This is a genomic window from Planomonospora antibiotica (assembly GCF_014647955.1).
Lineage (GTDB): Bacteria > Actinomycetota > Actinomycetes > Streptosporangiales > Streptosporangiaceae > Planomonospora > Planomonospora parontospora.
Genome location: NZ_BMQE01000046.1, coordinates 16,262 through 40,672, shown reverse-complemented (window position 1 = coordinate 40,672; position 24,411 = coordinate 16,262). Strand labels below are relative to the sequence as shown.

22 protein-coding genes and 2 pseudogenes are annotated in these 24,411 nt (G+C 72.6%); 9 read left to right on the top strand and 15 right to left on the bottom strand.

All coding sequences use genetic code 11. The annotated features are described in order from the left end of the window. Positions 1 to 2 precede the first annotated feature (2 nt). From IEZ06_RS29235 to IEZ06_RS29220, 4 genes and pseudogenes are all read left to right on the top strand, one after another. A complete protein-coding gene (locus IEZ06_RS29235; RefSeq protein ID WP_189239904.1) occupies positions 3 to 182 on the top strand; it encodes a hypothetical protein in 180 nt (59 codons plus the stop codon). After that, the gene (locus IEZ06_RS29230; RefSeq protein ID WP_229798850.1) at positions 179 to 1,438 is read left to right on the top strand and encodes an MFS transporter; all 1,260 of its coding nucleotides are present in this window, start codon (positions 179 to 181) and stop codon (positions 1,436 to 1,438) included. Before IEZ06_RS29235 ends, IEZ06_RS29230 begins: the two co-directional genes overlap by 4 nt. 11 nt (positions 1,439 to 1,449) lie before the next feature. Beyond that, positions 1,450 to 1,827 carry an ArsR/SmtB family transcription factor gene (locus tag IEZ06_RS29225; protein WP_189239903.1) on the top strand — a complete coding sequence of 126 codons (378 nt, stop codon included), beginning with the start codon at positions 1,450 to 1,452 and terminating at the stop codon, positions 1,825 to 1,827. A gap of 8 nt (positions 1,828 to 1,835) precedes the next feature. Next, a pseudogene (locus IEZ06_RS29220) lies at positions 1,836 to 2,869 on the top strand (ArsO family NAD(P)H-dependent flavin-containing monooxygenase). Positions 2,870 to 2,899: 30 nt separating this feature from the next. Here IEZ06_RS29220 and IEZ06_RS29215 read toward each other — a convergent pair. The 7 genes from IEZ06_RS29215 to IEZ06_RS29185 all read right to left on the bottom strand — a co-directional run bounded on the left by IEZ06_RS29215 (position 2,900) and on the right by IEZ06_RS29185 (position 8,145). Continuing rightward, positions 2,900 to 4,309, bottom strand: coding sequence for an AlbA family DNA-binding domain-containing protein (locus IEZ06_RS29215; RefSeq protein ID WP_189239902.1), 1,410 nt, complete (start codon positions 4,307 to 4,309; stop codon positions 2,900 to 2,902). A 162-nt stretch (positions 4,310 to 4,471) separates the two neighbouring features. After that, entirely contained in the window at positions 4,472 to 4,885 is a 414-nt protein-coding gene (locus IEZ06_RS29210) for an arsenate reductase ArsC (protein WP_189239901.1), read from the bottom strand. Continuing rightward, positions 4,878 to 5,990: an ACR3 family arsenite efflux transporter gene (gene arsB / locus IEZ06_RS29205; protein ID WP_189239900.1), complete on the bottom strand. Its 1,113-nt coding sequence runs from the start codon at positions 5,988 to 5,990 to the stop codon at positions 4,878 to 4,880. The genes IEZ06_RS29210 and arsB overlap by 8 nt, the downstream gene beginning before the upstream one ends. Positions 5,991 to 6,021: 31 nt before the next feature. Continuing rightward, positions 6,022 to 6,363 (bottom strand): ArsR/SmtB family transcription factor, encoded by a 342-nt coding sequence (locus IEZ06_RS29200; protein ID WP_189239899.1) that lies wholly within the window; start codon positions 6,361 to 6,363, stop codon positions 6,022 to 6,024. Between the two features lie 88 nt (positions 6,364 to 6,451). Further along, entirely contained in the window at positions 6,452 to 7,102 is a 651-nt protein-coding gene (locus IEZ06_RS37535) for an arsenate reductase ArsC (protein WP_189239898.1), read from the bottom strand. 138 nt (positions 7,103 to 7,240) lie between these two features. Continuing rightward, positions 7,241 to 7,798 (bottom strand): GNAT family N-acetyltransferase, encoded by a 558-nt coding sequence (locus tag IEZ06_RS29190; protein WP_189239897.1) that lies wholly within the window; start codon positions 7,796 to 7,798, stop codon positions 7,241 to 7,243. Beyond that, positions 7,795 to 8,145 carry an ArsR/SmtB family transcription factor gene (locus tag IEZ06_RS29185; RefSeq protein ID WP_189239896.1) on the bottom strand — a complete coding sequence of 117 codons (351 nt, stop codon included), beginning with the start codon at positions 8,143 to 8,145 and terminating at the stop codon, positions 7,795 to 7,797. Before IEZ06_RS29185 ends, IEZ06_RS29190 begins: the two co-directional genes overlap by 4 nt. Positions 8,146 to 8,360: 215 nt before the next feature. Here IEZ06_RS29185 and IEZ06_RS29180 point away from each other — a divergent pair, with 215 nt between their 5' ends. Further along, a complete protein-coding gene (locus IEZ06_RS29180; protein ID WP_189239895.1) occupies positions 8,361 to 9,302 on the top strand; it encodes a tyrosine-type recombinase/integrase in 942 nt (313 codons plus the stop codon). Here IEZ06_RS29180 and IEZ06_RS29175 read toward each other — a convergent pair. The 8 genes and pseudogenes from IEZ06_RS29175 to IEZ06_RS29140 all read right to left on the bottom strand — a co-directional run bounded on the left by IEZ06_RS29175 (position 9,265) and on the right by IEZ06_RS29140 (position 19,514). After that, positions 9,265 to 10,064 (bottom strand): annotated as a pseudogene (locus IEZ06_RS29175) (methyltransferase domain-containing protein). The gene IEZ06_RS29180 and the pseudogene IEZ06_RS29175 overlap by 38 nt on opposite strands. A 334-nt stretch (positions 10,065 to 10,398) precedes the next feature. Continuing rightward, the gene (locus tag IEZ06_RS29170; RefSeq protein WP_189239894.1) at positions 10,399 to 12,531 is read right to left on the bottom strand and encodes a hypothetical protein; all 2,133 of its coding nucleotides are present in this window, start codon (positions 12,529 to 12,531) and stop codon (positions 10,399 to 10,401) included. 410 nt (positions 12,532 to 12,941) lie between these two features. After that, positions 12,942 to 13,274: a hypothetical protein gene (locus IEZ06_RS29165; protein ID WP_189239893.1), complete on the bottom strand. Its 333-nt coding sequence runs from the start codon at positions 13,272 to 13,274 to the stop codon at positions 12,942 to 12,944. A gap of 564 nt (positions 13,275 to 13,838) precedes the next feature. After that, positions 13,839 to 15,434 (bottom strand): hypothetical protein, encoded by a 1,596-nt coding sequence (locus IEZ06_RS29160; protein ID WP_189239892.1) that lies wholly within the window; start codon positions 15,432 to 15,434, stop codon positions 13,839 to 13,841. A gap of 19 nt (positions 15,435 to 15,453) precedes the next feature. After that, positions 15,454 to 17,265, bottom strand: coding sequence for a hypothetical protein (locus IEZ06_RS29155; RefSeq protein ID WP_189239891.1), 1,812 nt, complete (start codon positions 17,263 to 17,265; stop codon positions 15,454 to 15,456). 178 nt (positions 17,266 to 17,443) lie between these two features. Continuing rightward, positions 17,444 to 18,529, bottom strand: a complete 1,086-nt coding sequence (locus IEZ06_RS29150; RefSeq protein WP_189239890.1) for a C40 family peptidase — start codon at positions 18,527 to 18,529, stop codon at positions 17,444 to 17,446. After that, complete coding sequence (locus tag IEZ06_RS29145) at positions 18,526 to 19,080, bottom strand: hypothetical protein (RefSeq protein WP_189239889.1); 555 nt, start codon at positions 19,078 to 19,080, stop codon at positions 18,526 to 18,528. Before IEZ06_RS29145 ends, IEZ06_RS29150 begins: the two co-directional genes overlap by 4 nt. A gap of 5 nt (positions 19,081 to 19,085) precedes the next feature. Next, positions 19,086 to 19,514 (bottom strand): helix-turn-helix domain-containing protein, encoded by a 429-nt coding sequence (locus tag IEZ06_RS29140; protein WP_189239888.1) that lies wholly within the window; start codon positions 19,512 to 19,514, stop codon positions 19,086 to 19,088. A gap of 150 nt (positions 19,515 to 19,664) precedes the next feature. Here IEZ06_RS29140 and IEZ06_RS29135 point away from each other — a divergent pair, with 150 nt between their 5' ends. From IEZ06_RS29135 to IEZ06_RS29120, 4 genes are all read left to right on the top strand, one after another. Next, positions 19,665 to 20,072 (top strand): DUF6112 family protein, encoded by a 408-nt coding sequence (locus IEZ06_RS29135; RefSeq protein ID WP_068899945.1) that lies wholly within the window; start codon positions 19,665 to 19,667, stop codon positions 20,070 to 20,072. 27 nt (positions 20,073 to 20,099) lie between these two features. After that, positions 20,100 to 20,801, top strand: coding sequence for a hypothetical protein (locus tag IEZ06_RS29130; RefSeq protein WP_189239887.1), 702 nt, complete (start codon positions 20,100 to 20,102; stop codon positions 20,799 to 20,801). A gap of 313 nt (positions 20,802 to 21,114) precedes the next feature. Then, on the top strand, positions 21,115 to 22,752 hold the full coding sequence (locus IEZ06_RS29125) for a hypothetical protein (RefSeq protein ID WP_189239886.1): 1,638 nt from the start codon (positions 21,115 to 21,117) through the stop codon (positions 22,750 to 22,752). Then, the gene (locus tag IEZ06_RS29120; RefSeq protein ID WP_189239885.1) at positions 22,749 to 24,308 is read left to right on the top strand and encodes an SCO6880 family protein; all 1,560 of its coding nucleotides are present in this window, start codon (positions 22,749 to 22,751) and stop codon (positions 24,306 to 24,308) included. Before IEZ06_RS29125 ends, IEZ06_RS29120 begins: the two co-directional genes overlap by 4 nt. The last annotated feature ends 103 nt before the right edge of the window (positions 24,309 to 24,411 follow it).

Below are 24,411 nucleotides of genomic sequence, written 5' to 3'. Positions count from 1 at the left end.
CCATGTCCGACGGCTGTCCCACCGCACCGCGGAAAGAGGCCCTGCGCCTGATCTGCACCCGCGGCCCGCTGGATACCGACCGGCTCGGCTGGCATCTGCCCCGCGCCCGGCCCGCCGGCGGCGCCTGGAGCACGACGGCCGCCGGCCGCCGCGTGATCTCCTGCTCCGGTGAGCGCGCGTGAGGTCCACCGCCGCCGAGGCCGCCGCCCCTGATGCCGGGGGCGGCGGCCGGGTGCGTTCCCGGCGCCAGGGCGCGCGGATCGTCGCCGCCCTGGCCGTCACCCAGACCATCGGCTATGGCGTGCTCTACTACGCCTTTTCGGTCTTCCTGCTGCCCATGGCGGCCGACCTGCGCGCCTCCACCGCCCAGGTCGCCGCCGCCCTGACCTGCTCGGTGCTGGTCTCGGCGCTGTGCGCACCGGTGGTGGGCCGCCGGCTGGACGCCCGCGGCGGCCGCGGCCTGATGACCGCCGGATCGGTCCTCGGCGCGCTCGCGGTGCTGGCCTGGTCACGGGTGGAGAACCTGCCGCAGCTGTATGCGGTGTTCGCCGCCATCGGCGTCGCGAGCGCGATGGTGCTCTACCAGAGCGCCTTCGCCGTGATCGTGGCCTGGTTCGACGGTGACGAGCGCGGCCGGGCCGGCGCGCTGCTGGCGCTGACCGTCGTGGCCGGGTTCGCCTCCACCGTCTTCCTGCCGCTGTCCGGTCTGCTGGTGGAGCGGTTCGGCTGGCGGCAGGCCCTGGTGGTCCTGGCCCTGGTCTACGGCGCGGCGGCGATCCCGCTGCACGCGCTCGTGCTGCGCCGCCGTACCCGTGCCGCCCAGGCGCCCGCCGCGGCCGCGCAGCGGGCCGCGATCGCCCACGAGGCCGTCCGCCGGCGCCCGTTCTGGCTGCTGGTGGTCGCCTTCACCGCCAGCGGCGGTGCCGCGGCCGTGATGGCGGTCCTGCTGATTGCCTACCTGGTCCACCTCGGCCATCCCCCTGTGCTGGCCGCCACGCTGGCGGGGCTTTTGGGCGTGCTGTCGGTGACCGGGCGCCTGCTCACCACCGGCCTGCAGGCCCGCCTGCCCGCCGCGCTCATCGCCGCGGTGATCTTCGCTCTGCAGGGGGTGGCCGCGGCGCTCCTGCCGCTGGCGGGGCGGACCGTGCCCGGAGCGGTCGGCTGCGTGCTGGGGTTCGGGCTCGGCTTCGGCATCGCCTCCATCACCCTGCCGCACCTGCTCGTGGACCGGTACGGCACCGCCGCCTACGCGACCCTGTCGGGGCGGATCGCGCTGTTCTCCGTCGCGGCCAAGGCGTCGGCCCCGCTGGGCGCGCTCGCCCTGGCCCAGGTCGCCGGCTACGGCGGGGCCATGGCGGCGGTGGCCGCCGCCTGCGCGGTCGCCGCGTTCGCGCTGACCGCCTACCACCGCATACCATTTAGACCAGCGTCGAAGTAAGGAGCCTGCTCATGACCGCCCCCGCCACCGCCTGCTGCGCCCCGATCGCCCGCGAGCCGCTGGGCGAGGCCGAGGCCGCCGAGCTGGCGGTGCTGCTCAAGGCGGTCGCCGACCCGGTCCGGCTGCGCCTGCTGTCGATGATCGGCTCCCACGCCGGCGGCGAGGCGTGCGTGTGCGACCTGACCGATGCCTTCGAGTTGACCGCGCCCACCATCTCCCACCACCTGAAGGTCCTCCGTACGGCCGGGCTGATCGACTGCGAGCGGCGCGGCACCTGGGTCTACTACTGGATCGTCCCCGCGGCGGTGAACCGGCTCGGCGCCCTGTTCGCGCCGCTGGCCGCACCCGCGCCCGCCGGCCCGGTGGACGTCGGGCTCATCACCGCATGACCGCGCCGATGACCGGTGTTCCGCGGCCGGTCGACGTCGTCGTCATCGGCGGCGGGCAGGCGGGCCTGGCCGCCGGGTACCACCTGCGCCGGGCCGGGGCCGACTTCGTCATCCTGGACGCCCAAGACGCGCCGGCCGGCGCATGGCGGCACGCCTGGCCGTCCCTGCGCCTGTTCTCGCCCGCGCCCTACAGCTCCCTGCCCGGGCGGATGATGCCCGCCCCCGACGGCGGCGGCTACCCGAGCGCCGCCGACGTGGTCGCCTACCTGGCCGACTACGAGCACCGCTACGCGCTGCCGATCGTCCGGCCGGCGGCGGTGCGGGCGGTGCGCGACGCCGGGGAGCGCCTGGCCGTCGAGACCGACGCCGGCACCTGGCAGACGCGGATCGTCATCAGCGCGACCGGTACCTGGTGGCGGCCGTACGTGCCGTACTACCCCGGCCGCGACGTCTTCCGCGGGTGGCAGTCGCACACCGCCACCTACCCCGGCCCGGAGCCGTTCCGGGGCATGCGCGTGGTCGTCGTGGGCGGCGGCAACTCCGCCGCGCAGATCCTCGCGGAGGTCTCCACCGTCGCCGACGCCACGTGGGTCACGCTGCGCCCGCCCCGGCTGCTGCCCGACGAGATCGACGGCCGCGCCCTGTTCGACCTGGCCACTCGCCGCGCCCGCTTTCCCGACGCCCCCGGCATCGGCGACCTGGGCGACATCGTCGCCGTCCCGCCGGTGCGCGAGGCCCGCGACCGCGGCGCCCTGAAGGCCGAGCCGATGTTCACCCGCCTCACGCAGACGGGGGTGGCGTGGGCCGACGGCACCACCCTGGACTGCGACGCCATCATCTGGTGCACCGGCTTCCGGCCCGCCCTGACCCACCTTGCCCCGTTGCGCCTGCGTGGCCCCGGCGGGACGATCCCGACCGACGGCACCCGCGCGCTCAGCGAGGCGCGCCTGCACCTGCTCGGCTACGGCGACTGGACTGGACCCGCCTCGGCGCCGGACGCAGCGCCAAGGCGGCTGTGGCCGAGATCATCGAGCGGTTGTGACCGGTATGGCCGTCCGGCCGCGATCCCGGATCACTGGGGATCGTCGTCGGTGGCCAGCGCGATGCCGGCCTCCTGGGCCCATCTCTTGATCGGCTCCCAGTGCGGGCCCCACGCCTGGGCGTTCAGGCTCCCATCCCGGCGGATCTGCCGGTTCTCCGGCACGCCGAAGCTCTGCAGCAGATCGGCGGTCAGATGAGCGGTGGCCCGGGCCAGCGGCGGGCCGTCATCGGCCAGGTCATCCAGCCACGCCACCGACTCGCCATAGGCCAGGCGGCACAGGCGCGTGCCCAGCGGTTGATCCCCATCGGCGGTGGGGGTATTCAACGTCAGCCGATAGCGCACGAGCTCGGGGTCGTTGTAGGGCCAGCGGGTGGTCGGTTCGGCGGGCAGCACGGCCGGGTGCAGGTGAGTGTCGGCCACCAGCATCACCCGCACCAGCGCCGCCCCGTTGGCTCCGGCCCGGTCCCGTGCGTGGCGGGCCAGATATCGCAGTGCGCTGGCGGTGCGTACCACCAGCTCGGCATCCAGCACCCGCACCCGGAAGGTCTCCTGCTGCGGAGAATCCCGCCGGGCCGGGTGCACGCTGAAGGTGCCCGCGCCGTCGGTGTACAGCTCGGCGCGCACCGCCAGCGGAGTCTCGGTGCCGGCCTCGGCGATCAGCCGCCGATGCGCCACACCGACCTCGTGGAAGGTCGGGGTGAAAGCGCCGATCATCGCGACGTGCTCTGCGATGTGCTCCCGGAAAGCCCGCACGGTGGCGGCATCCATGAGCACGTCTCCGGGCAGGTCGGGCACGAGGGTGACGACCAGCAGCGGCAGCGGATAGCGGCTGTGGGCGCTGGTCGCCGCCGTCGTGGTGATCGCGTTGTTTTCCACCTCGGCCATCCGGCTGGCCTGGTCGGTGGCGGCCATCACCCGGCGCCGGTAGGCGGCGGCGATCTCCGACTCGCTCAGCCACACCTTGTCGGCGCCGTGCCGGCGTGGCCAGCGCAGCCCTTTGCCTTCTTGCGAGGGGATGGACACCGCGTGCGGGGCCAGCACGCTGGGCGGGATCGCGACCAGCAGGAATCCCTTGCCTGGATCAGCGGGGTTCTCCACGGGGCGAGTGGCGAAGCGGGGCATCGGGTGCACACGGTCGGCGACTACGTTGCGGATGCGATTTTCCAGCCCGGCAAAAGCGACTCCGAGCGGAGCCGAGGGGATGTCACGGACTTCGGCCATGCCGACGATGATCAGCCCGCCGAGGTGGTTGGCGAAGGTGGCGATATCGATGGCGAGGGCGTCGTTGCCCTCCTCACCGGCCGGATACAGGCGCTTGTAGTCCAGGTCCTCGGCCTCGCGGGCCTCAGCGTTACCGACCAGGCCGGCGATCTGCTGGTAGGTGACCAGATGCAGCGGGTTGCCGAGCAGAGCTTCCAGACGGCGGGGGCTGTAGAGCATGAGCGGTGAGGTCTCCTTTGACCGGGCAAGGGCCTCGAAGCAGCCCCTGGTGTGATCACGGTAGAGGAGACATGCGACGAATTGTCAGCGAACCAGTACAGAAAGTGGCAGCCGCCCCGGCCTCGGAGGATATGGGGTGACTGCCACATTCCCGACAGGAGATCAGGCGGGCAGCAGCTCGGCGATGAGCGTCTCGATCCGGGCGCGGATCTCATCGCGGATCGGCCGGACGGCCTCGATGCCCTGCCCGGCTGGGTCCTCCAGCTTCCAGTCCTCATACCGCTTGCCGGGGAAGATGGGGCAGGCGTCGCCGCAGCCCATGGTGATGACGACGTCGGAGTCCTGCACCGCCTCGGTGGTGAGGATCTTCGGGGTCGCGCCGGTGAGGTCGACGCCGACCTCGCGCATCGCCTCGACCGCGACGGGGTTGATGGTCTCGGCGGGCGCGGAGCCCGCGGAGCGGACCTCGATGCGCCCCTGTGCCAGGTGGGCGAGCCAGCCGGCGGCCATCTGGGAGCGGCCGGCGTTGTGCACGCACACGAACAGCACGCTGGGCTTGGCGGGCGTGTCAGACATGAACGCTTCCCTTCGGGGCGGTGGAAAACAGGCGGCGGCCGGCCAGGCTGACGTAGACCAGGGCGACCAGGACGGGCACCTCGATGAGCGGGCCGACCACCCCGGCCAGCGCCTGGCCCGAGGTCACCCCGAACACGCCGACCGCCACCGCGATGGCCAGCTCGAAGTTGTTGCCCGCCGCGGTGAACGCCAAGGTCGCGGTGCGGTCGTACGGCAGGCCGATCGCCCGCCCCGCCAGGAAGGAGCCGCCCCACATGAGGAGGAAGTAGGCCAGCAGCGGCCATGCGATGCGGGCGACGTCCCCGGGCCGGGAGGTGATGGTGTCGCCCTGCAGGGCGAACAGGATGACGATGGTGAACAGCAGCCCGTACAGGGCGATCGGGCCGACCTTCGGCAGGAAGCTGCCCTCGTACCAGTCGCGGCCGCGGGCGCGCTCGCCGAGCCTGCGCGACAGGTAGCCGGCCAGCAGGGGGATGCCGAGGAAGACCAGCACGCTCTGCGCGATGTCCCAGGCGGAGACCTCCAGCGCGGTCCCTTCGCCGAGGCCGAGCCAGCCGGGCAGGACCTCCAGGTAGAACCAGCCGAGCGCGGCGAAGGCGACGACCTGGAAGACCGAGTTGATCGCGACCAGCACGGCGGCGGCCTCGCGGTCGCCGCAGGCCAGGTCGTTCCAGATGAGCACCATGGCGATGCACCGGGCCAGCCCGACGATGATCAGCCCCGTCCGGTAGGCGGGCAGGTCCGGCAGGAAGGTCCAGGCCAGGGCGAACATCAGCGCCGGGCCGAGCACCCAGTTCAGCACCAGGGAGCTGATCAGCAGGCGCCGGTCTCCGGTGACGGTGCCCAGGCGGTCGTAGCGGACCTTGGCCAGCACCGGGTACATCATCAGCAGCAGGCCGAGCGCGATCGGCAGTGAGATGCCGCCGATCTGCACCGCGTCCAGCGCCTCGTTCAGGCCCGGCACCCCGCGGCCCAGCACCAGGCCGGCGGCCATGGCCACGCCGATCCACACCGGCAGGAACCGGTCCAGCGTCGACAGCCCTTGGAGTACGGCCGGGTCAGGGGCCGGCGCGGGAGCCGGTGACGGGGCGGAAGGCGATGACATGGGAGTCCTTCGTTTCGTTCAGGTCGTTTGGTCAGGTCAGGGCTGGGACGCCGAGCAGGTCCGACAGCTCCGCCAGCCGCTCGGGCACGACCCGGTAGTACACCCAGGAGGCGCGGCGTTCGGAGGTGAGCAGGCCGACGTCTTTCAGGACCTTCAGGTGGTGGGAGATGGTCGGCTGGGACAGCTCGAACGCTCCCGTCAGATCGCACACGCAGGCCTCGCCGTCGGCGTGGCTGGCCACGATCGACAGGATGCGCAGCCGAACCGGGTCGCCGAGGGCCTTGAACACCCGGGCCAGGGCGGCCGCCCGGTCGGCGCCGAGCGGTTCGCGGGCCAGCGGTGAGCTGCACTCGGCGATCTGCAGTGGCTCCATCGTCTCCCCTTGGTTGTGCCGACCAACAGCGGTTTCTGCCGATATCTATATTGACAGGCGTCTATGAGTGCAGGTGCGGTGGGGTGGATTACGCGACAGGAACACCGAGTTCGGCGAGCAGGGCGCGCACGCGACGCTCGATCTCCTCCCGGATCGGGCGGACCTGCTCCACGCCCTTGCCCGCCGGGTCGTCCAGCTCCCAGTCCTCATAGCGCTTGCCGGGGAAGATCGGGCAGGCGTCCCCGCAGCCCATGGTGACCACCACGTCGGCGGCGCGGACGATCTCCTCGGTCCACGGCTTGGGGAACTCCTTCGAGATGTCGATGCCGATCTCGGCCATGGACGCCACCGCGGCCGGGTTGATCTCACTCGCGAACTCCGAGCCGCCCGACCAGGCCAGGGCATGCTCGCCGGCCAGGTGATGGAACAGGCCGAGTGCCATCTGGGAGCGGCCGGCGTTGTGCACGCACAAGAACAGCACGATCGGCCGGCCGTCGCCGTGGCCCTCCACCCGGGCCAGGGCGTGCAGCCGCTGGCGGGCAAAGCGCTCGGCCAGCAGCGGCAGGAAGGCGGCGATGGCGGCCTTGGAGGCGAACTGGTCGTAGCTGGTGTGCAGGAAACGCTCGATGGTCTCAGCGGAGAAGGTCCCGGCGAACTCCTCGCCGAGGCGCCGGGCCGCGGTGGCAACGGCCAGGTGCTGGTCGATGGTCAGGTCGCCTGGGTTGTCGGTGTCGGTCATCGTGTGCCTCCATCGGGTCGGCGCGTGCAGCCGCATGGATCGACTGGTGTCTATGTCGATGGACACCGATATTGGCAGGTGTCGATTCCGGGTTCGGCAAACAGCGGATGAACACCTCCCGGCCGTCTCCCGGCGGACTCAGGTGCCGACGGTGGTGCTGCGCCGCTCCAGCAGCACCACGTCCCGCCAGACGCCGCGGTGGCAGCCGAGGCGCTCGCGCACGCCCACCACGCGGAAACCGAACGCCTCATGCAGTCTCAGGCTGGCGGCGTTCTCCGGGAAGACGCCGGACTGGATCGTCCAGATCCCGGCCTCCTCGCAGGCCGCGACGAGCGCGCCCAGCAGCAGGCGGCCGACGCCGTGGCCCCGGTGGCCGGGGTAGACGTAGACGCTGTGCTCGACCACCCCGGCGTAGACGCACCGCGACGACACCGGTGAGGCCGCCGCCCAGCCGGCCACCGCACCGCTTCCGGCGTCGACGGCGACGAAGCACAGGTGAGGGAGTTTGCCCGCGGTGAAGTCCTGCCAGCTCGGTGCGGTCGTCTCGAAGCTGGCCTGCCCGCCGTCCAGCCCGGCCTGGTAGACCGCCAGCACCTGCTCGGCGTCACCGGCCTCCATCGGCCGCACGACCAGACCGGCGGCCCCGGTCGACCGGGCGGCCTCGGGGTGCGGGTCGTCGGCGAGGTCACGGGTCATGGCGCGGGGTCCTTCTCGTCGGCGGGGACGGCCGGGGCGGGAGCGCCCATCACCACGTCGGCCGCGGTGGGAAAGCAGCGCACGCAGGCCTCGTTGATCCGGTACAGGCTCGTGGTGCCGCGCCGCTCGACCAGCACGAAGCGGACCTCGGCCAGGATCTTCAGGTGGTGGGAGACGGTGGACTGGCCCACCCCGGACGCGGCCACGATCTCGCCGACGCTCATCGGCGCGCGCCGCCGGGCCAGTAGCGAGACGAGCTGGATGCGGGTGGCGTCGGCCAGAGCCTTGAACCAGCTCGCGTACTCCTCGGCCTGCGCCCGAGGCACGGGCTGTGTGTCCTCATTCATCGTCAATCGACGATATTCGATGAACGAGGACGGCGGAAGCCTCTTGCCTTCCCCACGGGATCCTGGATGTACGTGATAAGGCTTATTATCACGTACATGAGCGATCACGGCGGCGCGGCGACCAGGACAAGCCCTCGCCGCCGCGGTGCGCGGCTGGCGCACGTTATCCGGTACATCTCCCAGACCCGCGCCGCGACCGCCGCCCGGCGGCCGGCATGAGCGCCGCGCCGAAGATCGCCGCGCTGCGCGGCGGGCACGTCACCCTCGCCGCGGCCGCCGACGCCTTCCTGGCCACGGCGCGCACGGCCAACCCCAACACCCACCGCGCCTACGCCTCGGCCATCGACCGCGTCATCGCCCTGCTCGGCCCGGGCCGGCCGCTGGCCGACGTCACCGACGCCGAGATCGGCACCGCGCTGGCCGAGCTGTGGGGCGAACGCGCGCCAGCGACCTGGAACCGCAACCGCGCCGCCGTCGCCTCCTGGCTGACCTGGTGCCAGACCAAGAAGCACTGGGCTGCCCCCTCGGTGCCGGCCGAGGCCGAACGGCGCCGCGAGAGGGCGGACGAGACCCGCGCCGTGGCCAAGAGCGCGATCCACCGGCTGCTGTCCCGCCGCGACATCCCGCTGCGGGAGAAGACGCTGTGGCGGATGCTGTATGAGACCGCGGCCCGCGCCGCCGAGATCCTCGCCCTGAACGTCGAGGACCTCGACCTGGAACACCGCCGCGCCCCGGTCCGCTCCAAGGGCGGCGCGATCGAATGGGTGTATTGGGAGTCCGGCACCGCCCACCTGCTGCCCCGCCTGCTCCGGCTCCCGGACGGCACGTCGCGGACCCGCGGCCCGCTGTTCCTGTCCGAACGCCGCCCCGTCCCGGCCCGCCGGCCCGCGGCCGCCGACATCTGCCCGCACACCGGCCGCGCCCGCCTCGGCTACGACCGCGCCCGCGTCCTGCTGGACACCTACGCCGGGCTCGACCTGCACCAGCTGCGCCACAGCGCCGCCACCCACCTGGGCGAGGCGGAGATCCCGCTGCAGCTCATCATGGGCAAGACCCGCCACAAGAACCCCCGCACCGCCCTGCGCTACGTCAAACCCGGCGCTGAGGCCATCGCCGCCGTCACCGAGCATCTGGCTCCGCCGCGGCGTCGGTACTGATCAGAGCTATCAGAGCCCCGTCGTAGCCTCTGACCTGCGGTTGGCCCCTTTCCGGCTTACTTGGTCTACCCCCCCTCCAGACCTCCGCCGTCGGCCGGTCCAGCACACCGTCCAAGCCCGCGGGGTCGATGCCCTGAGCGTCATAGACGACGGCGACATCTTCCTCTGTGGTGAGGAGCATGCGGTGTTCCCCGTCCCGGGTCTGCAGCGGGATGAATCCGCACAGGTGCGCCGCTGCACTGGCCAGGCGTCCTCCGCGATCGTCGAGAGCGATCGAGCGAGTCGTTCCGCGCCAGCGCAGCGGCACAACCAAGGGGCCGCCCGGGGCCAGCTGCTGCCACCACGGTGCGGGAAGGTCCCAGGCTCCTGCGGTGATCGCGATCCGGTCGAAGGGGCTTGGTCGGCCGCACCGAGCGCGCCGTCACCGGTGAGCACCGCCACCGTGTCGTACCCGATGGCGGTCAGCCGCTCGCGCGCTTCGGCGGCCCTCTGCGGGTCGATGTCGATCGTGGTGACCTGCCCGGCCGGTCCGGCGAGCTCGGCCAGCAGGGCCGCGTTGTATCCGGTGCCCGCGCAGATCTCCAGGATCCGCTGCCCCGGGACGGGGGCGAGCTGTTCCAGCATCATGGCGACGGTGGAGGGCTGGGAGGCGGAGCTGAGCGCGGCTCCGCATGCATCGCGGCGGCTGATCACGACCTGGTTGGCGTAGGCGTCCTCGAGGCCGACGCCGGGCAGGAAGCGGTGACGGGGGATCGTGCGCATCGCCGCGGCGACCGGAGCGGTGCTGATGCTGCCGCGCTGCAGGAGCGCGTCGACCAGTCGTCCGTGCAGCGGCTCAGGTGGGGTGGCCAGATCCATCGTGGGGAGCCGACGACGGAGCAGGCTGTCACGCAGGGCTTCGCCATGGCAACAGCGACATGCCCGTCAACAGGCACGCAGGCGCCTCCTCTTCATCCAGGGCCTGGCAGGTCGGCGCAGGACCCGCGACGGCGCGGGCCGCAACGCGGCCCTCGGCTCCGGGGACGGCGATCGCGCCGCGGGTGCCACCGTGCGCCTCGGCGCAGTCGACCGCGCGAGTCCGCAGGCAGGGTCCCGGTCACGGGCTCGGGCCATCGGCTCGCGCCCTCGGCCGACGGGGTGGGCGCACGCTTCTCAGCGGGTTACGGCCCGCCTCGACCTCGGTGCCCCAGATCTCCTCCCAGACCGGATCCCGGGCCGGGATACGCGGCGGGAGCGTGTCCGCACCGAGGTGGTCGTCCAACCAGACGGGCACCTCGGCGTCGGCCACCCGTTGAAGATCGTCATCGGGTGGTGCCGGCGCCGGTCGTGCGTCGGCGGGGTGCTGCGGCGCGGTGCGCTCGCTCCAGGAGGGCTCGGCGGGGATCGGGCCGTCGCCCGGGTCCTGCCGGACGATGTCGTCGACCGTCAGCCGCCAGGAGGCCAGCAGCGCGCGCCACTCCTTGCGGTGCTCGCGGTAGAGGTCGCGCAGGGCCTGCACCTGCAGGGTCGCCCCGAGATAGTCGGCCAGGATGTCGAGGTCTTCGGGGCCGCGGATCCAGCCCTCGGGGGTCCGTTCGGCCAGGCCGTACTGCAGCAGGACGGCCAGCGCCTCGCTGACGGTGCTGGGGGCCAGCGCCGCCAGCCGGATCAGGTCGTTGCGGCTCGTCGGGGCGCTGGTGAGGTGCTCGTACACCAGGGCGGTGGTGCCGCCGCCCAGAAGCCGGAATGCCGGGTGCAGGGCCTGGATGGTGCCGGCTCGCCAGCGCTGCCACAGTGCCATCTGCCGGTAGGCGTCCGGGATCTGCAGCAGGTACAGGTCGGCTCGCTCGCCGCGCTCGGCCTCCAGCCGCTCGATGAACGGGTCGGGCTCCTCCCGCAGGATGGTCAGGATCTGCGCCACGGTGTCGTAGTGCAGCCCGGTCATCAGGCTCAGGGACCGCACGCCGAACTCCACCGTCATCATGCCGCTCATCTGGGCCGCTGCTCCCAGTGCGCGCAGGACCAGCCGGATCGAGATCGATGCCCGCCCCCAGCTCTGTCGGCGGTCGGGGTCGCGCTCGGCCAGCAGGACTGCGTTCCACCAGCATCGGGCCTGCTGGTAGGGGGTCAGGTGGGGCAGGTCCCTCGCCTTCTTTGATCTACAAAGTAAAGTTCTTTTCTCTGCAGAACTCACCTCCAGTGGCCAGGGCAGGGAAGAGACCACCCGGCTCCCCCCACTGGCCAGGGCGCCGGGTGAGTCTGACCCCCAAGTGTCGGAGTTACGGAGAGATTCCTTCCGCTGAATGTAGGTGATCGCTTTTTTCCAGTCCCGGGCCAGGGCCGCATCCCGGTGGCGCAGGCCGTATCGGGCATACAGCCGGGTCAGGCCCGGCCACGTGCCGTCATGGATCCGTCGGCGGACTTCGCTCAGCCGCCAGCCGCGCGCGGCCAGGGAGGTGATGACGGCCTGGCGGGCGGCGTGCCCGGCGGTGCCGGTGCCGGCGTCGTAGCGGGCCGGGTCGTACTGCCCGGTGAAGGCGATGTCGGCCAGGTCCGGCCGCAGCGGAGCGGGGCCGCCGTCGCGGGGCAGCCACAGATCACCGTCCGCGTCGCGAGGTCCGTCCTCGTCGGCGAGAAGGGCATCGCCGCGGGGCAGGTTGTCGGGCACCAGCTGGACCGAGGCGGTCTGCTGCAGCTCGCCGGCGAGTTCCTCATGCAGGCGGGCCCAGACGGAGGCGTCGTTGGGGTGGGCGAGCGCGGCCAGTGCCTCATCGAGGGGGGTGGTCAGCTGCTGGAAGCCGGGACTGCGGGCCGCGATGGACTTGTAGCGCGAGCCCGGCGGGCGGATCTGGCCGTGCGGGCTGGCGTGCGGGGTGGGGTCGAGCGTGAGGGGGTAGCGGCGCTGCAGCGCCAAGGCCAGCAGGTAGAGATCCTGCCAGGGCAGCGCGGTCTCCCACAGCACGTACAGGTGGCGGCCGCCCAGTGGGGCGACGTCGGCGATGACGCGTCCGCCGCAGCGGGCGATGAGCGCGCCGCAGTCGGCGGCGTCGGCGCGCACCTGGGCGGCGGCATCGGCGACGCGGGGGGACTGGCGGGCCTTACCGAGGTCGAAGTCCAGGGCGAGCAGACGGCCGGTTCCTGCCTCGGGGTTGTAGACCGAGATGGTGGCCGGCTGGTGCGGATGCGCGGATGTGACGCGTCGGCGCCAGCGCTTGGGATAGCTGCGGCCGCCGTCGCGCGAGATGCGCATCTGCCCGTCCTGACTGAGGGCAGGCGCAAATTGAGCCCACTGTTGTCGAGCGATTTCCGGGAGCCCGGAGGCGCTCGAGGGGGGCTCGCCGAACCCGTCTGCGGTGGCGTTGACCTGCGCAGATGCGGATTCAGCGCACGTTGTACCGGGATTGGCCCCGATCGCCACGGTCTGACGTGATGACACGCCGACTGCGAGCATGGCGGTGCCAACCCGGGAACCATCAGTTATGATCCCTCCAAGGGACATGTTCCCGAGCAATAAAAGACCGGCCCGTGGCGGCTACGCCGTCCGGACTGGGTGATGCGAGAGACCTTCAGCGACTTGGCCTAGGAAACCGAGCTGGAGAATCTCTCAGGAGGTGTTGGTGGCACCCCCCGGACGATGCGTTCCGGGGGCTTATGCCTTATCTAGCTCGCGATCGGCATCTCCTTCTTCTTGCCGGGGATGGCCCCGGCCGTCGATTCCGAGCAGGGTTCAGATCCGCAAGCGGTCGGCCGCTGCCTCTCGACGAGCTCGCGAATGGCTATGCGGAGCAGTTCGGCCTCGCTGATGTTCCGCTGTGCGGCGATCTCCTTGAAGTCCTTGAGGATCGGGAAGTCCCGTTCATCGCGAAAGCTGGCGTTGATCCGCGGGACCGCCGGCAGCTCGCGAGAAGGCTGGCGCCTGCGCTCGCCGGGCTTGGAACCCCCGCCACCAACTACCGCTCCTCCACCGCCTTTGGTTCCGTGTCTACGTGCCATAGGGGCGATCATTCCACAGATCACGAGCGTGAGTGATGCACTCACAAGGGCGTGTTGCGTTTTGCCGCAGGAGGATGACCGTTTTCCTCCTGCATGCCGGAAACTCGCTGGCCGCAGCGGTGACCGAAACTCGTTCTTTGCCCAGGACCAGGGGCTGCAGATGCGTGAGAACGGTGTCTCGGCCGTCGGCACGAGATGGTGGGTACCGGCCGTGCTGGTGTCGGTGAAGCCTTGGCAGCGGTGACCCACGCCTGGACAGGGAAAGCCTCCAGTGCCCCTGCGCGGTGTTCTTTCACGCAGAAGAGTCTTGATGTCGCCTACGGTGATGGTCATACGGCGGCCTATCGTTGCACACGCGGTAGCGGAGGCCCAATCGTTGCGGGGATTCGTCGGGACAGGCATCAAGGGTCTCTCCTGACCGGGGCGCTGAGTGGGCGGGGTCTGGTGGTCGGCCGGGTTTCCTAGTCACCCGGCCGAGAGTGGCGTAGCGACGGGGTGGTGTTCCTCGTGGCGCACAGTCTGCGGGCCGTACGCCACGAGCAAGCGGCTCGGCGGCTGGTCGGGTTATTGGGCGTGCAGGTAGACCTCGGCGGCGACCTGACCGATCACCGCCAGGTCTTCGGCGATGCTCTTTTCCGGCTCGTGCGGGTTGAAGGTGATCGCGATGCGGCCGAGGTTCTTGCGGCGCATGAGTGAGGTCCACACGGGGTTGGGGGCCAGGCCGGGGTCGGTCAGGCGCCAGGTGGCGCCGTCCCAGACCTGGCGGTGGGTCCACAGCACGACGCTGCGCACGCCGCCGGTGGTGACCGGCTGGTCGACGCGGGCGGCGACGGCGGCTTCGGCGGTCTTGGTGACGGCCTTGGTGACCGTGGTGGGGGCGTCGCCGCGGTGGGCCAGGCCGATCTCGCGGGCGCCGAGCAGGACGCGGGTGTCCCAGCCGCGCATGCGTAGGCGCAGCCACTGGTTGGTCAGGGCGCGTTCCAGGGGGATCTTGTAGGTCTGGTAGTCGGTGGCGAACAGGCCGGAGGAGACGTTGACGACGTCCACGCCGCCGGTCAGCACGTATTTTTCGACTCGCTCCAGCGTCAGGAGCGGGTACTTGGCCTGCAGGCCCTTCTGGCAGGCGGTGTTGGTGCCGCAGCCGAGCTCGGGGACGACGACGTCGACGGCGAGCTGGCGGCGGCCCTCGGGCACGGTAGTGCGGAGCGCGGTGCGCAGGGCGGTGGAGGTCTCGCTGATGAAGCGTTGGATCTCCTCGGCGCTGCTGAAGCCGCGGATGCCGAGGTCGTAGGCGATTTTGATGCCGGCGACGCCGGGTTTGGCGGCGTGCTGGGCCAGGTGGTCGACGGCGGCCTTGAACTGGTCGCTGGTGCCGCGTCGGCTGGTGTCCAGCCAGGTGGTGGTGAGGTCGGCTTCCAGCCAGATGCGCAGGCCTTGGCGGTGGGCGCGGTCGATGGCCTGGCTGAGGGGGTCATCGGCCGGAGCCGGTGCGGCCGTGGTCGGCGCGGGGGTCGGTGAGCTGGTGGCGGTGGCCGCGGGAGTGCTCTGCGAGGTGCTTGTGGGCGAGGGGCTGATCAGCGCGGGATCTGGTGGGGTGGTCGGTGGGGGAGAGGGGATCTGGTCGGTGGTGGAGAAAGGGGTGGCCGCGGTGCAGTTCCTGGTGGTCGAGGGCTGGCATAGGGCGGCGGGTGGGTCGACCACGTCCCCGTGGTGGTCGACGCAGCGGTAGCCGCCGGTGCTGACCTGGCGGGTGCAGGTGATGGTGCGGGTGCAGGTGTTGCGGCCGCCCGGGTCGGTGAGGGTGGCGGTGCCGTCGGCGGTGACGCAGTAGAGGAGCGTCTCGGATCCGGACTCGGATCCGGTCCCGGCTCCGGTGGTGAAGCCGTCGACGGTGTTGATCGCCGTTTGCTGAGGGGTCCGGGGGTGCTGGGAGACGGAGATGTCGGCGACGATGCCGTTGTCCATGGCGGCGGCGCAGGTGGCGTACTCGCGGGTGCCGGGCGCGTACAGGCTGGTGCACGCCTGGGAGGCGGGGGCCTGCTCGGTGTCGGCGACGGCGAAGCCGCCCCAGATGCCCAGCAGGACGACCACGATCAGCGCGATGGTGCGCCAGGGGCGTCTGCGGGGTGGCGGTGAGGAGGTGGGTTCGGGTGGGGTCACGAGGGGCCTTTCCGGAGGGTCAGCCGCACGCGGGGGTGCGGACGGTGATAGTCAGCTGGCCGTCGCCGGTCGCGCCGGGGGCCGACCAGGTCACGGTGAGGTGCTGGGCGGAGGCGGCGGTGCAGGCGCCGTAGCCGAAGCGGCCGGGGTCGGCGGCGGGGGCGAGGATCTGCAGCGTGGTGCTCTGGCCGGCGCCTAAGGTGCCGCCGGCGGGCAGCACCTGCAGAGCGGAGCTGTGCGCGCTCCAGGTGAGCGTTGCGCTGGCGGTCAGGGTGACGGTGGCGGTGCCGGAGGCGTCCAGGTCCACCGCGGTGGCCGAAGCGGTCAATGTGGCCGCGGCACCGAACCCCGAGCCGGGGCCGGAGCTCGGCGGTGGCGGAGGTCGGCCGGGGCCGCCCTCGGGCAGCGCGGTGGAGCGGCGCGGCCGGGGCGAGGCCGGGTTGATCTCGCGGCGCGGGACAGCGGGGGAGGAGGTCGCGCGAGGGGAAGGGGCGCGGGGGGTGGTGCGCGGGCGCGCGGGCGGGGCCGGTGGCGTGCTGGTGGTCGGATCGGCGGTGGGGGGCGCCGTGGTGCGGGCCGCCGGTGGGGGCGGCGGGGCGGTCTCCATCGGCAGCGGGTCCTGGCTGGGGACGGCGATGGGTTCGGGGTAGCGGGCGCTGGTGGTCTGCACCGGGGCGGGCTGGCTGAGGTGGACGCCGATGACCACGCAGATGACCAGGGCGGCGGCGGTCAGGGCCGCTGAGCGGGCGGCGCGCAGGGGGCGCGCGCTCAGGGCGATCAGTACGTCGCGCAGTGTTCTGTCCCGGGGTTCGGCCGCGGCGGGGGATGCGATCGCGGCGTCGGGGCCGGGCTCGGCCGGGCGGGACGGTGCGGCCGCAGGGGGGCGTATGGGGTCCTCGGTCCAGAAGGCGCGGTCGGCGCGGTCGGTGTCGGCCCAAAAGTCGGTGCCGATGTTGGCGCGGAACCCCTCGAGCGCGGGGTCGGCCGGACCGGCGGGCTCGGGTTCGAGCTGGTCGATCTGGTGCGGGAAGCCGGTGGCGGTCCAGGGGATCGGTGCCGGGGCGGGGTCGGTGGGTGCGGCGGGCTGCAGGATGCGGGCGCGGGCGCGGGGGGTGAGCGGAGCGATCGGCAGGTGCTGCAGCAGGGCGGTGGCGTCCACGGTGAGGTTGGCCGCTTTGGCGCAGGTGGGGCAGCGGCCGACGTGGGAGCGGATCTTGGTGCGGGTGCCGCGGCTGGGCGCGGTGATCCAGTCGCGGGCCAGGGCGGCGGCGCCGGGGCAGGTGGGGTGCTGGCGGCCGGCTTGGCGGATCGCGCTGGCCCAGGCCTCCACCAGGTCGGCGGCGGTGGTGAGCGTGGTGGTGATCGCGGCCGGGTCCTGGCCGAAGAGCGCGGCGAGCTCACCGGCCTCCAGGCGGTGGCGCAGGTGCAGCTCCAGCAGTTCGCGGTCGCGGCGGTCCAGCGCCGAGAGGGCGTCGTAGGCCAGGCGCGCTCCGGTGATGGAGGGCTCGGTGGCCGGTTCGGCGGGCGGAGGGGTCACGTGGCCGGGTACGGCGGGCAGGGGGCCGGTGGAGAAGGCGTGGCCGTCGTCGGGGTGGGCGGCCTGGTGGCGGGCCAGGGCGTACAGCCAGGCGCGCAGGTGGCCGGGGGCGGTCAGGCGGTGGGCGTTGTGGTGGGCCAGGGTCAGGGTGGTGCGGACGGTTTCGGTGGCGCGGTCGGCGTCGTTCAGCCACAGGCTGGTGTAGTCGAGCAGGGCGGCGCCGTAGCGGTCGCACAGGTGCTCGGGGGTGAGGGGTGGTTCGGGGGTGGTGTGGTGCGGCGGTTGGTCGATCATGTGCCCACCTTCCGGAACCCGAACGACATGACTAGTGAGTCAGGACGATTGTCAAAACTAAGGGGGATCTTGAGCGGAACTCCATGGCGATACCTCGGAAAGGCGCGATTGTGGCCGTTTCGTGACATTGCTTGTCATCCATTCTGACTGCCGTAGTCGGAAAGAAGGGAGGGTGACGTCAGGGCACGATGCGCACCACCGCCACGACACCGCGCCTGTAGGCGGTCCAGTCGGTCAGCTTGACCACGTCCCCGGTGCGCGGCGCCTGGATGACCTTGCCGCCGCCGATGTACATGGCCACGTGCCCGGGCCGGGCGGCGGTGCCGCCGCTGCCGGTGGTGAACACCAGATCACCCGGGGCGATCTCACCGATGCTCACCTTGCGGCCGACCTTGACCTGCTCGTAGGTGGTGCGCGGCAGGGTGACGCCCGCGCTGCGGTAGGCGGCCTGCAGCAGGCTGGAGCAGTCGCAGTTCTGCTGGACGGGGTTGGCCGGGCGGCGCTGGGGGGCCTGGCAGTGGCCGCCCCACTGGTACGGGGTGCCCAGCGCGCGCATGGCCCAGGCGATGGCGGTGCGCACCGCTTGGGGCACCGCGCCGGGCAGGCGCGGCGCGGCCTGCGGGCCCGGGCTGGGCACGGCCGGATCCGGCGTACAGTCCAGTGCGGGCTCCGCCGGTCCGGCCGCCAGGAGCCGGTTCGCCAGGGCGGTGGCGGCTTTGGCCCAGCGGCGGTAGTTGGAGCCGTCGGGGAAGGCCGAGCGCTGCACGGCCTGGGCCGCGCTCCAGGGCGGCAGGTGCTGCCAGCCGGGGATATCCAGCAGGCCGGGGTTGGCCGGGGGAGCGGGCCCGCCGAGGAACGCCAGCGTGGCGTAGCGCACGTCGCGGCGCTGGGCGGCGCTGCCCCATCCGGCGCGCTGCTGGAACAGTCCCAGGCTGTCGCGGTCACCGTGGGACAGGTTGCGCAGGGAGGATTCGGCCAGCGCGGTCATCAGCGCGATCGGCGCCGCCGCCCGGGCCTGGACGGTCGGCAGGCGTTCGGTGATGACGGCGACGATACGGCGGGCGTTGGCCATCTGCTCGGCGCTGAGCGCCGCCGCCGCGGCGGCGGCGTCGCCGCCGGAGGCGGCAGGCGGCAGGCGGCAGTCCTGCTCGTCGGCGTAGTCGTCCAGGTCGAAGGAGGAGCCCTGACTGATGAGGAACAGCACCGCGGCGAGCGCCGCGACGAGGGCCACCACCGCGGTGATGACCGGCCGGGCGGCGCTCATCCGGCCTGGCTCACCTCATCGACGCGCCAGGTCTCGCCGTAGCGCAGCAGGCGCAGGCTCCACACCATCTCGATGCGGTCGGTGCGGCCGTCGGCGGTGAGCGTCTGGATGCAGGTGAGCAGCACGTACTGGGTACCGGCGTCGCCGGGGGCGTCGGCGGCGGTGCGGGCGCTGGTGATGCGCGTGGCCGAGACCTCGCGCAGGGTGGTGGCCAGGGCGGGGTCGACGCGGTCGCGAGGGGCCAGGGCGGCGGCGTAGCGGTGGGTGATCAGGCCGCGCAGCCGCACCGAGGGCGCCAACTCGGCGGGGGACAGGTGGCTGTAGGTGAGCAGGCGGCGGGTGAAGCGGCGTGCGGCGGCCACCGCGGCGCGCTGCTGGGCGGCCGAGGCCGGTCCGGGCCCGGCGCTGGAGGCGGGCAGGCTCCCCTGCGGCGGGGAGGCGCTCGGCGCGGCCGCCGCAGGGGAGGACGGGTCGCTGGTGCATCCGCCCAGGAGCGTGATGAGCGTGAGTACCAGCAGGGTGACCCGCAGTGCGGGAGCCCGCGCGACCAAGCGGTCTATCCGGTGGCGGGCGGCTCCGGGCACAGGCAGCGCAGCAGCGCGGCGCGGGAAAAGCGCCAGGTACCGGCCAGGTGCCGGCTCGGGATGACGCCGGCGGCGGCGGCGCGCAGCAGCGTGGTCATGCCGACGCCCAGCAGGGCGGCCGCCTGCTCGGCGTCCAGGATCTCCTCGTCGTAGACGAGGTCGGCGCACGAGCGGCCGTGCAGGTGCTCCATGAGGCACGGGCGGGAAAAGCGCAGCACCCGTGAGGTCAGGCGCAGGTGGTGCAGGTCGCCCCGGGCCGCCGCGCGGCGCACGGTGCGCTCGTCGACGCCCTGGAAGGCGGCCACATGGGTCGTCGTCCACACCGGTCCGTCGGCGGGCAGCAGGTCGGCGGGGGCCTGGCCGCGGGGCGGGCGGCCGCGGCCCCGGGAAAGGGCGTCCACACATCGAGTTTCGCATTCGCAGGTTCCGCCTTCTGCCGGTGATCCATTGCCTTTCACCAATCGTGTCCGTAAAAATAGCCCACCGTCCGTAAAATTTGTAAAGTGGCGCTGTCAACGTCAGCGGACCGCTACTGCACCGGATGAGGTCACATGGACGCGACATACCTGAGCGAGCACGCGCACCGGCTGCTGGCGACGGCCCGCACCCACGGGCTCCAGCTGCACGCGCAGCTCGGGCAGGCGCTCACGCCATCACCCGCACCACCGCGTCCGTCCAGTCCGTCCGGGGTCAACCTCGACATCGCCCCGAACCGGACACTGCCCGGCATGAGCGCCTTCGAGGAGATGGTGGGCGGCCTGATCTCGTATGCGCTGATCGGATCACTGGTCGGGCTGGTGATCTCCCTGATGATCATCGCTGCGGGTCGCTGGTTCGGCAATCCCTACGCCAGCTCAGTCGGCCGTACCGGCATCTTCTCCTCCTTGATCGCCGGACTGCTGCTGGGCGCCGGACCGCAGCTGGTGATCTGGATGTACAACATCGGCCGGGAGTTCTAGGTGTCACCGGCCGGGCGGATCCGGCTCATGGCCGCCGTCGCCGCCCTGCTGGCCGTCCTGGTGGCCTGGTGGGCCGGGCGCCTCAGCAGCGCTCCGGTGCCCGCGGCGGCCGCATCGACGAGCGCCCCTTCCGTGACCGGCGCGCCACCGCCTGCCGTACCGGCCACCGCGACACCGGCGAGCACGGCCGACCATCGCAAGAGCGCGCTGGCGGCGGCCGCGCGCGCGGTGGCGCTGATCGGCTCCCCTCATCTGCTGTCGGCTGACGGCCGGGCCTGGCTGGTGCAGGTGCTGGCCGCGCCCGCCCACCGCCCGCAGCTGCGCGCCCTGCTGGAACGCGAGGCCGCGGCCCCGTCCATGGTCGCGCTGCGCGACGACGCCGAGCGCGGGGTCCGCTACGGGCTGCGCGCCGTACCGGTCGCGCTGCGCGCCGAGCGCCTCGAGGCCCGCCGCGCGACCGTGACCGTGTTCGCCGCCCTGTATCTGGCCGGCTCCGCCCAGCCCGCCACGCTGGGCCACGGCCTGGCCCGGGTGGAGCTGACCTGGACCGCGGTCGGCTGGCAGGTCCGCAGCTACCGCAGCAGCGCCGCCATCGGCCCCATCCCGGCCGGATACACCCCGCCCGACGGCGGCTGGCAGCCGGTCAACGGCGACAACGTCATCTTGCTCAGCGAGCAGCTACGGGAGCTGCTGTCGGATTCGGTGGCGCCGGACTATGCCCCTTCCTAGACGGCGCGCGAGCGCATGCCGTCTGCCGGTCGCTCGCGCGGCCGGCGGGCGGTGGGTCCGGCGCGCCGCCATCGTGGCCGTGCACGTGCTGGTCCTGGTGATCGCTGGGCTCGTGGGCGCCCCGTCCGCCGGCGCGACCCCGCAGCCGGTCCCGCAGCCCGCTCCCACGGGTGCGCGCAGCCCGGCCCCGGCCACGCAGCCCCCCTCAGCGCGCCCGTCGGCGCGTCCGTCGGCGCGCCCGTCGACCTCGCCGCCGGGCACCCGCTCGCCATCTGCTCCTGCCACGGCCCCGGCCCCCAGTCCGTCCCCCAGCGTGTTCACGCGCGACGTTGATTTCTGGTGCGACCAGCTCGCCGGGAACATCGACCCGAACTGCCTGGTCAAAGACGTCCAGACCTCCCTTTTGACGCTGATCAGCGAGACCACCATCTGGCTGGCCCAAAAGATCACCACCGCCATCGAAGAACACGGCAGGCTCGACCTGCGCACGCAGTGGTTCACCGACCTGTACGGCACCACCCGCGCGCTGGCCGCGATGGTCGCCCTCATCGCCCTGCTGGTATCGGTGCTGTTCGCCGCGCTCAGCCGCGACGGCGCCGAACTCGGCCGCACCCTGGTCCGCGTGCTGTCGGCAGGCGTCACCACCGGGCTGATCGTGGCGATCGTGATGCTGGCCCACCGGCTGATCGATGAATTCTGCGTGCTCTTCCTCGGCGAGGGCGGCTGGGATGCGATCACCCGCCGCATCTTGACCCCCGTCGGCTACCTGTGGAAGCTATCGGCCAACCCTTCGCCCGAGCAGCCGTTCGTGCTGATGGTGCTGATCAGCTTGGCGATGCTGTTCGCGCTCGCGGTCATCTGGGTCGAGATGGTCATCCGCCGCATGCTGGTCGACCTGTGCGTGATGATGTGGCCGCTGGCCGCCGCGGGCAGCGTGTGGAGCGGCGCCCGGGTGTGGACGGTCCGGCTGCGCGACACCATCATCTGCCTGCTGGTGACCAAGCCGGTCATCATCGTGGTGCTGCGCATGGCGGCCGGTCAGCTGGAATCGGCCGATTCTCCCGACGACCTGCTGGTGGCCGTCGGTTTCTTCTGGCTGGGCGCCTTCTCCCCGTTCATGGTCATGAAGCTCATCGGCCTGGTGAACGGCGCCCTCAGCCCCGGCGGCACCGGGGAAGGCCTGCGCCAGGCGGCCGCCGGCGCCACGATGGCGGCCGCGGGCAAGGCGGTGGGCATGGTCTCACGCCTGGCCGCCAAGGGCGCGGGCGCCGCCGGGGGAGCGATGATGGGCGGCGGCCGTACCCCGATGCCGCAGTTGGGCGAACCCGGTCAGCAGGAGACCACCCCGCCCGGTGGGGAGCAGAACACCCCTGCCGAGCGCGGCAACGGCGCGGTCAAACCGATCGACGCCGAGGTGCTGCGCCGCATGGGCCACCCGGTGCACATCCCGCACACCGGGGCAGGCAATTCGCCTCCGGCAGGCAGCTCACCCGGCTCTGGGCCGGGACGCCACGCCCGCCCGCAACCGGCCACACCTCAGGCCTCGCCTGAGGGCACGGGCAACGGCAATCCGGTCCCGGCTTCTCCCGGCGCCCCACCAGCTACCTCCACCCCTAACGGCGCCCCACCCCCTGCCTCCACTCCCAACGGCACCCCACCGGCCTCCACCGAACCCGGCTCCGGCGCACCGCCACCCACCGCGCCTTTGCCGCCGCCGGTGCAGCGCACCTATACCCCCGTCCCTGCGGCGGTGCAGCCACCACTGGGCGGACCTCCCCCACCCCCTGGACCTGGACGGACGGCCACCCCGCCCCCGCCGCCGCTCCCGCCCCGCACGGTGCGGGAACTGCGCGGCTACGAGGGCGCCGAACCGGTCCCTGCACCGCCGCCCCCGCCGTCGTCTCCGCCTGCGCCTGACCCGCCGCCGCCCCCGCCGAAAGAGCAGCCATGACCCCTGACGCCTCGCCCTACCAGCGCTTCACCTACACCTTCGGCCCGAGGGAGAGCACCGGCGTGGTGCTCGGGTTGGGCATGGGCTCGATCCTGGCCCTGTTCGCCGCCCTGTTCCTGCTGATCCGCCTGGCCGCCGCCGGACCCTGGGGGCTGGTGGCCGGGCTGGTGCTCGTGGCGGCCACCGTGGTGGCGGTCTGGGTGCCGATCGCCGAGCGGCCGATCGCGCACTGGCTGCCGATCGCGGCCGCCTTCGCGCTCCGCCGCGCCCTGGGCTACAGCCAGTTCCGCGGCGGGCCCGCCGCCGAACATCCCAGCACCGCGCGCGAGCAGCGCCGCGGCACCGGCAAGAACAGCGGCCGTCCGCCGGCCGCCGAGCCCTTGGAGCTGCCCGGCGAGCTGGCCGGACTGGCGATCATCACCGCGCACGTGCACACCCGTCACGGCCCGCGCAAGGTCGGCGTGGTCAAAGACCGGCGGCGCGGCCTCTACACCCTCCTCCTGGCCACCCGCGGCAGCGCCTTCCACCTGCTCACCCCGGCCGAACAAGACCAACGGCTGCTGCGCTGGGGCGAGACGCTCGCGGCGCTGGCCGCGCCCGGAACCGGCATCGTGCGCGTGCAACTGCTGGACGCCGCCGTCCCCGATTCAGGCGACGCGCTGGCCCGCTACTGGCTGGGCGGCGGCGGCCGCGGCAGCACCGCCACCCGCGACTCCTACCGGGAACTGCTGGAAGCCGCCCGCCCCGTCACCCAGCGCCACGAGACCTACATCGGCCTGACCATCCACCCGGCCCGCATCCGCCGCCAGATCCGCACCCTGGGCGGCGGTGACGCCGGCGCCTGCGCCCACCTGATCACCCAGGCCCAGGCCATCCAGCGCGACCTGCTCGGCGCCGGAGTCGACGTCGACGGCGCGCTGGCGCCCCGCCAGATCGCCGCGCTGCTGCGCACCGCCTACGACCCCGGCTCGCGCTGGGCGATCGAGGCCGCCGGACCGGACGCCCAGCGCGGCGGCGGCATCGCGGTGGCCGAGGCCGGGCCGATGGGCTGCGACGGCAACCACGCCGCCTACTACCGCACCGACGGCAGCTACCACGCCGTCTACTGGATCAGTGAATGGCCGCGCCGCCCGGTCACCAGCGCCTTTTTGGAGCAGCTGCTGCTGCACACCCACTGCGAGCGCACCGTCAGCGTGCTGCTGGAGCCGCGCGATGCCCGCAAGGCCGAAGACGAGCTGGCGCGCGCGGAGACCACCAAGGACTCCGACGCCGGGATCCGCCAGCGCTGGGGGTTTCGCACCTCGGCGCGCGAGCGGCACGAGCGCGCCACCCGCCGCCGCCAAGACGACGCCCTGGCCGCCGGACACGCCCCCTACCGGTTCCTGGGCCTGGTACGCGTCTCCGCCCCCACCCTCAAAGACCTCGATCGGGCCTGCGGTGACATCGAGATCAACGCCCGGGGCCTGAAGCTGCGCCGGCTGTACATGGAGCAGGATGCCGCGTTCGCCGCCACGCTCCCGCTCGGGCGGGGCCTGCGCTACGGGCTGATGCGATGACCGGCCTTCCTCGGCTTCGCGGGCGAGGTCTCCCCTGCCGGTCGCTTGCGGCGCGCCCGGCCTTTCCCGGGCTCCGCCGTCTTGCGGCCGCCCCTTCCACCTC

Excerpts from the sequence above, each read along its gene's own strand:
- IEZ06_RS29190 (WP_189239897.1), bottom strand. The coding sequence starts at position 7,798 with ATGACCCGTGACCTCGCCGACGACCCGCACCCCGAGGCCGCCCGGTCG.
- IEZ06_RS29185 (WP_189239896.1), bottom strand. The coding sequence starts at position 8,145 with ATGAATGAGGACACACAGCCCGTGCCTCGGGCGCAGGCCGAGGAGTAC.
- IEZ06_RS29120 (WP_189239885.1), top strand. The coding sequence starts at position 22,749 with ATGACCCCTGACGCCTCGCCCTACCAGCGCTTCACCTACACCTTCGGC.
- IEZ06_RS29200 (WP_189239899.1), bottom strand. The coding sequence starts at position 6,363 with ATGGAGCCACTGCAGATCGCCGAGTGCAGCTCACCGCTGGCCCGCGAA.
- arsB (WP_189239900.1), bottom strand. The coding sequence starts at position 5,990 with ATGTCATCGCCTTCCGCCCCGTCACCGGCTCCCGCGCCGGCCCCTGAC.
- IEZ06_RS29130 (WP_189239887.1), top strand. The coding sequence starts at position 20,100 with ATGGCCGCCGTCGCCGCCCTGCTGGCCGTCCTGGTGGCCTGGTGGGCC.
- IEZ06_RS37535 (WP_189239898.1), bottom strand. The coding sequence starts at position 7,102 with ATGACCGACACCGACAACCCAGGCGACCTGACCATCGACCAGCACCTG.
- IEZ06_RS29155 (WP_189239891.1), bottom strand. The coding sequence starts at position 17,265 with ATGATCGACCAACCGCCGCACCACACCACCCCCGAACCACCCCTCACC.
- IEZ06_RS29225 (WP_189239903.1), top strand. The coding sequence starts at position 1,450 with ATGACCGCCCCCGCCACCGCCTGCTGCGCCCCGATCGCCCGCGAGCCG.
- IEZ06_RS29135 (WP_068899945.1), top strand. The coding sequence starts at position 19,665 with ATGGACGCGACATACCTGAGCGAGCACGCGCACCGGCTGCTGGCGACG.
- IEZ06_RS29215 (WP_189239902.1), bottom strand. The coding sequence starts at position 4,309 with ATGCTCTACAGCCCCCGCCGTCTGGAAGCTCTGCTCGGCAACCCGCTG.
- IEZ06_RS29170 (WP_189239894.1), bottom strand. The coding sequence starts at position 12,531 with ATGCGCATCTCGCGCGACGGCGGCCGCAGCTATCCCAAGCGCTGGCGC.
- IEZ06_RS29165 (WP_189239893.1), bottom strand. The coding sequence starts at position 13,274 with ATGGCACGTAGACACGGAACCAAAGGCGGTGGAGGAGCGGTAGTTGGT.
- IEZ06_RS29150 (WP_189239890.1), bottom strand. The coding sequence starts at position 18,529 with ATGAGCGCCGCCCGGCCGGTCATCACCGCGGTGGTGGCCCTCGTCGCG.
- IEZ06_RS29180 (WP_189239895.1), top strand. The coding sequence starts at position 8,361 with ATGAGCGCCGCGCCGAAGATCGCCGCGCTGCGCGGCGGGCACGTCACC.
- IEZ06_RS29235 (WP_189239904.1), top strand. The coding sequence starts at position 3 with ATGTCCGACGGCTGTCCCACCGCACCGCGGAAAGAGGCCCTGCGCCTG.
- IEZ06_RS29210 (WP_189239901.1), bottom strand. The coding sequence starts at position 4,885 with ATGTCTGACACGCCCGCCAAGCCCAGCGTGCTGTTCGTGTGCGTGCAC.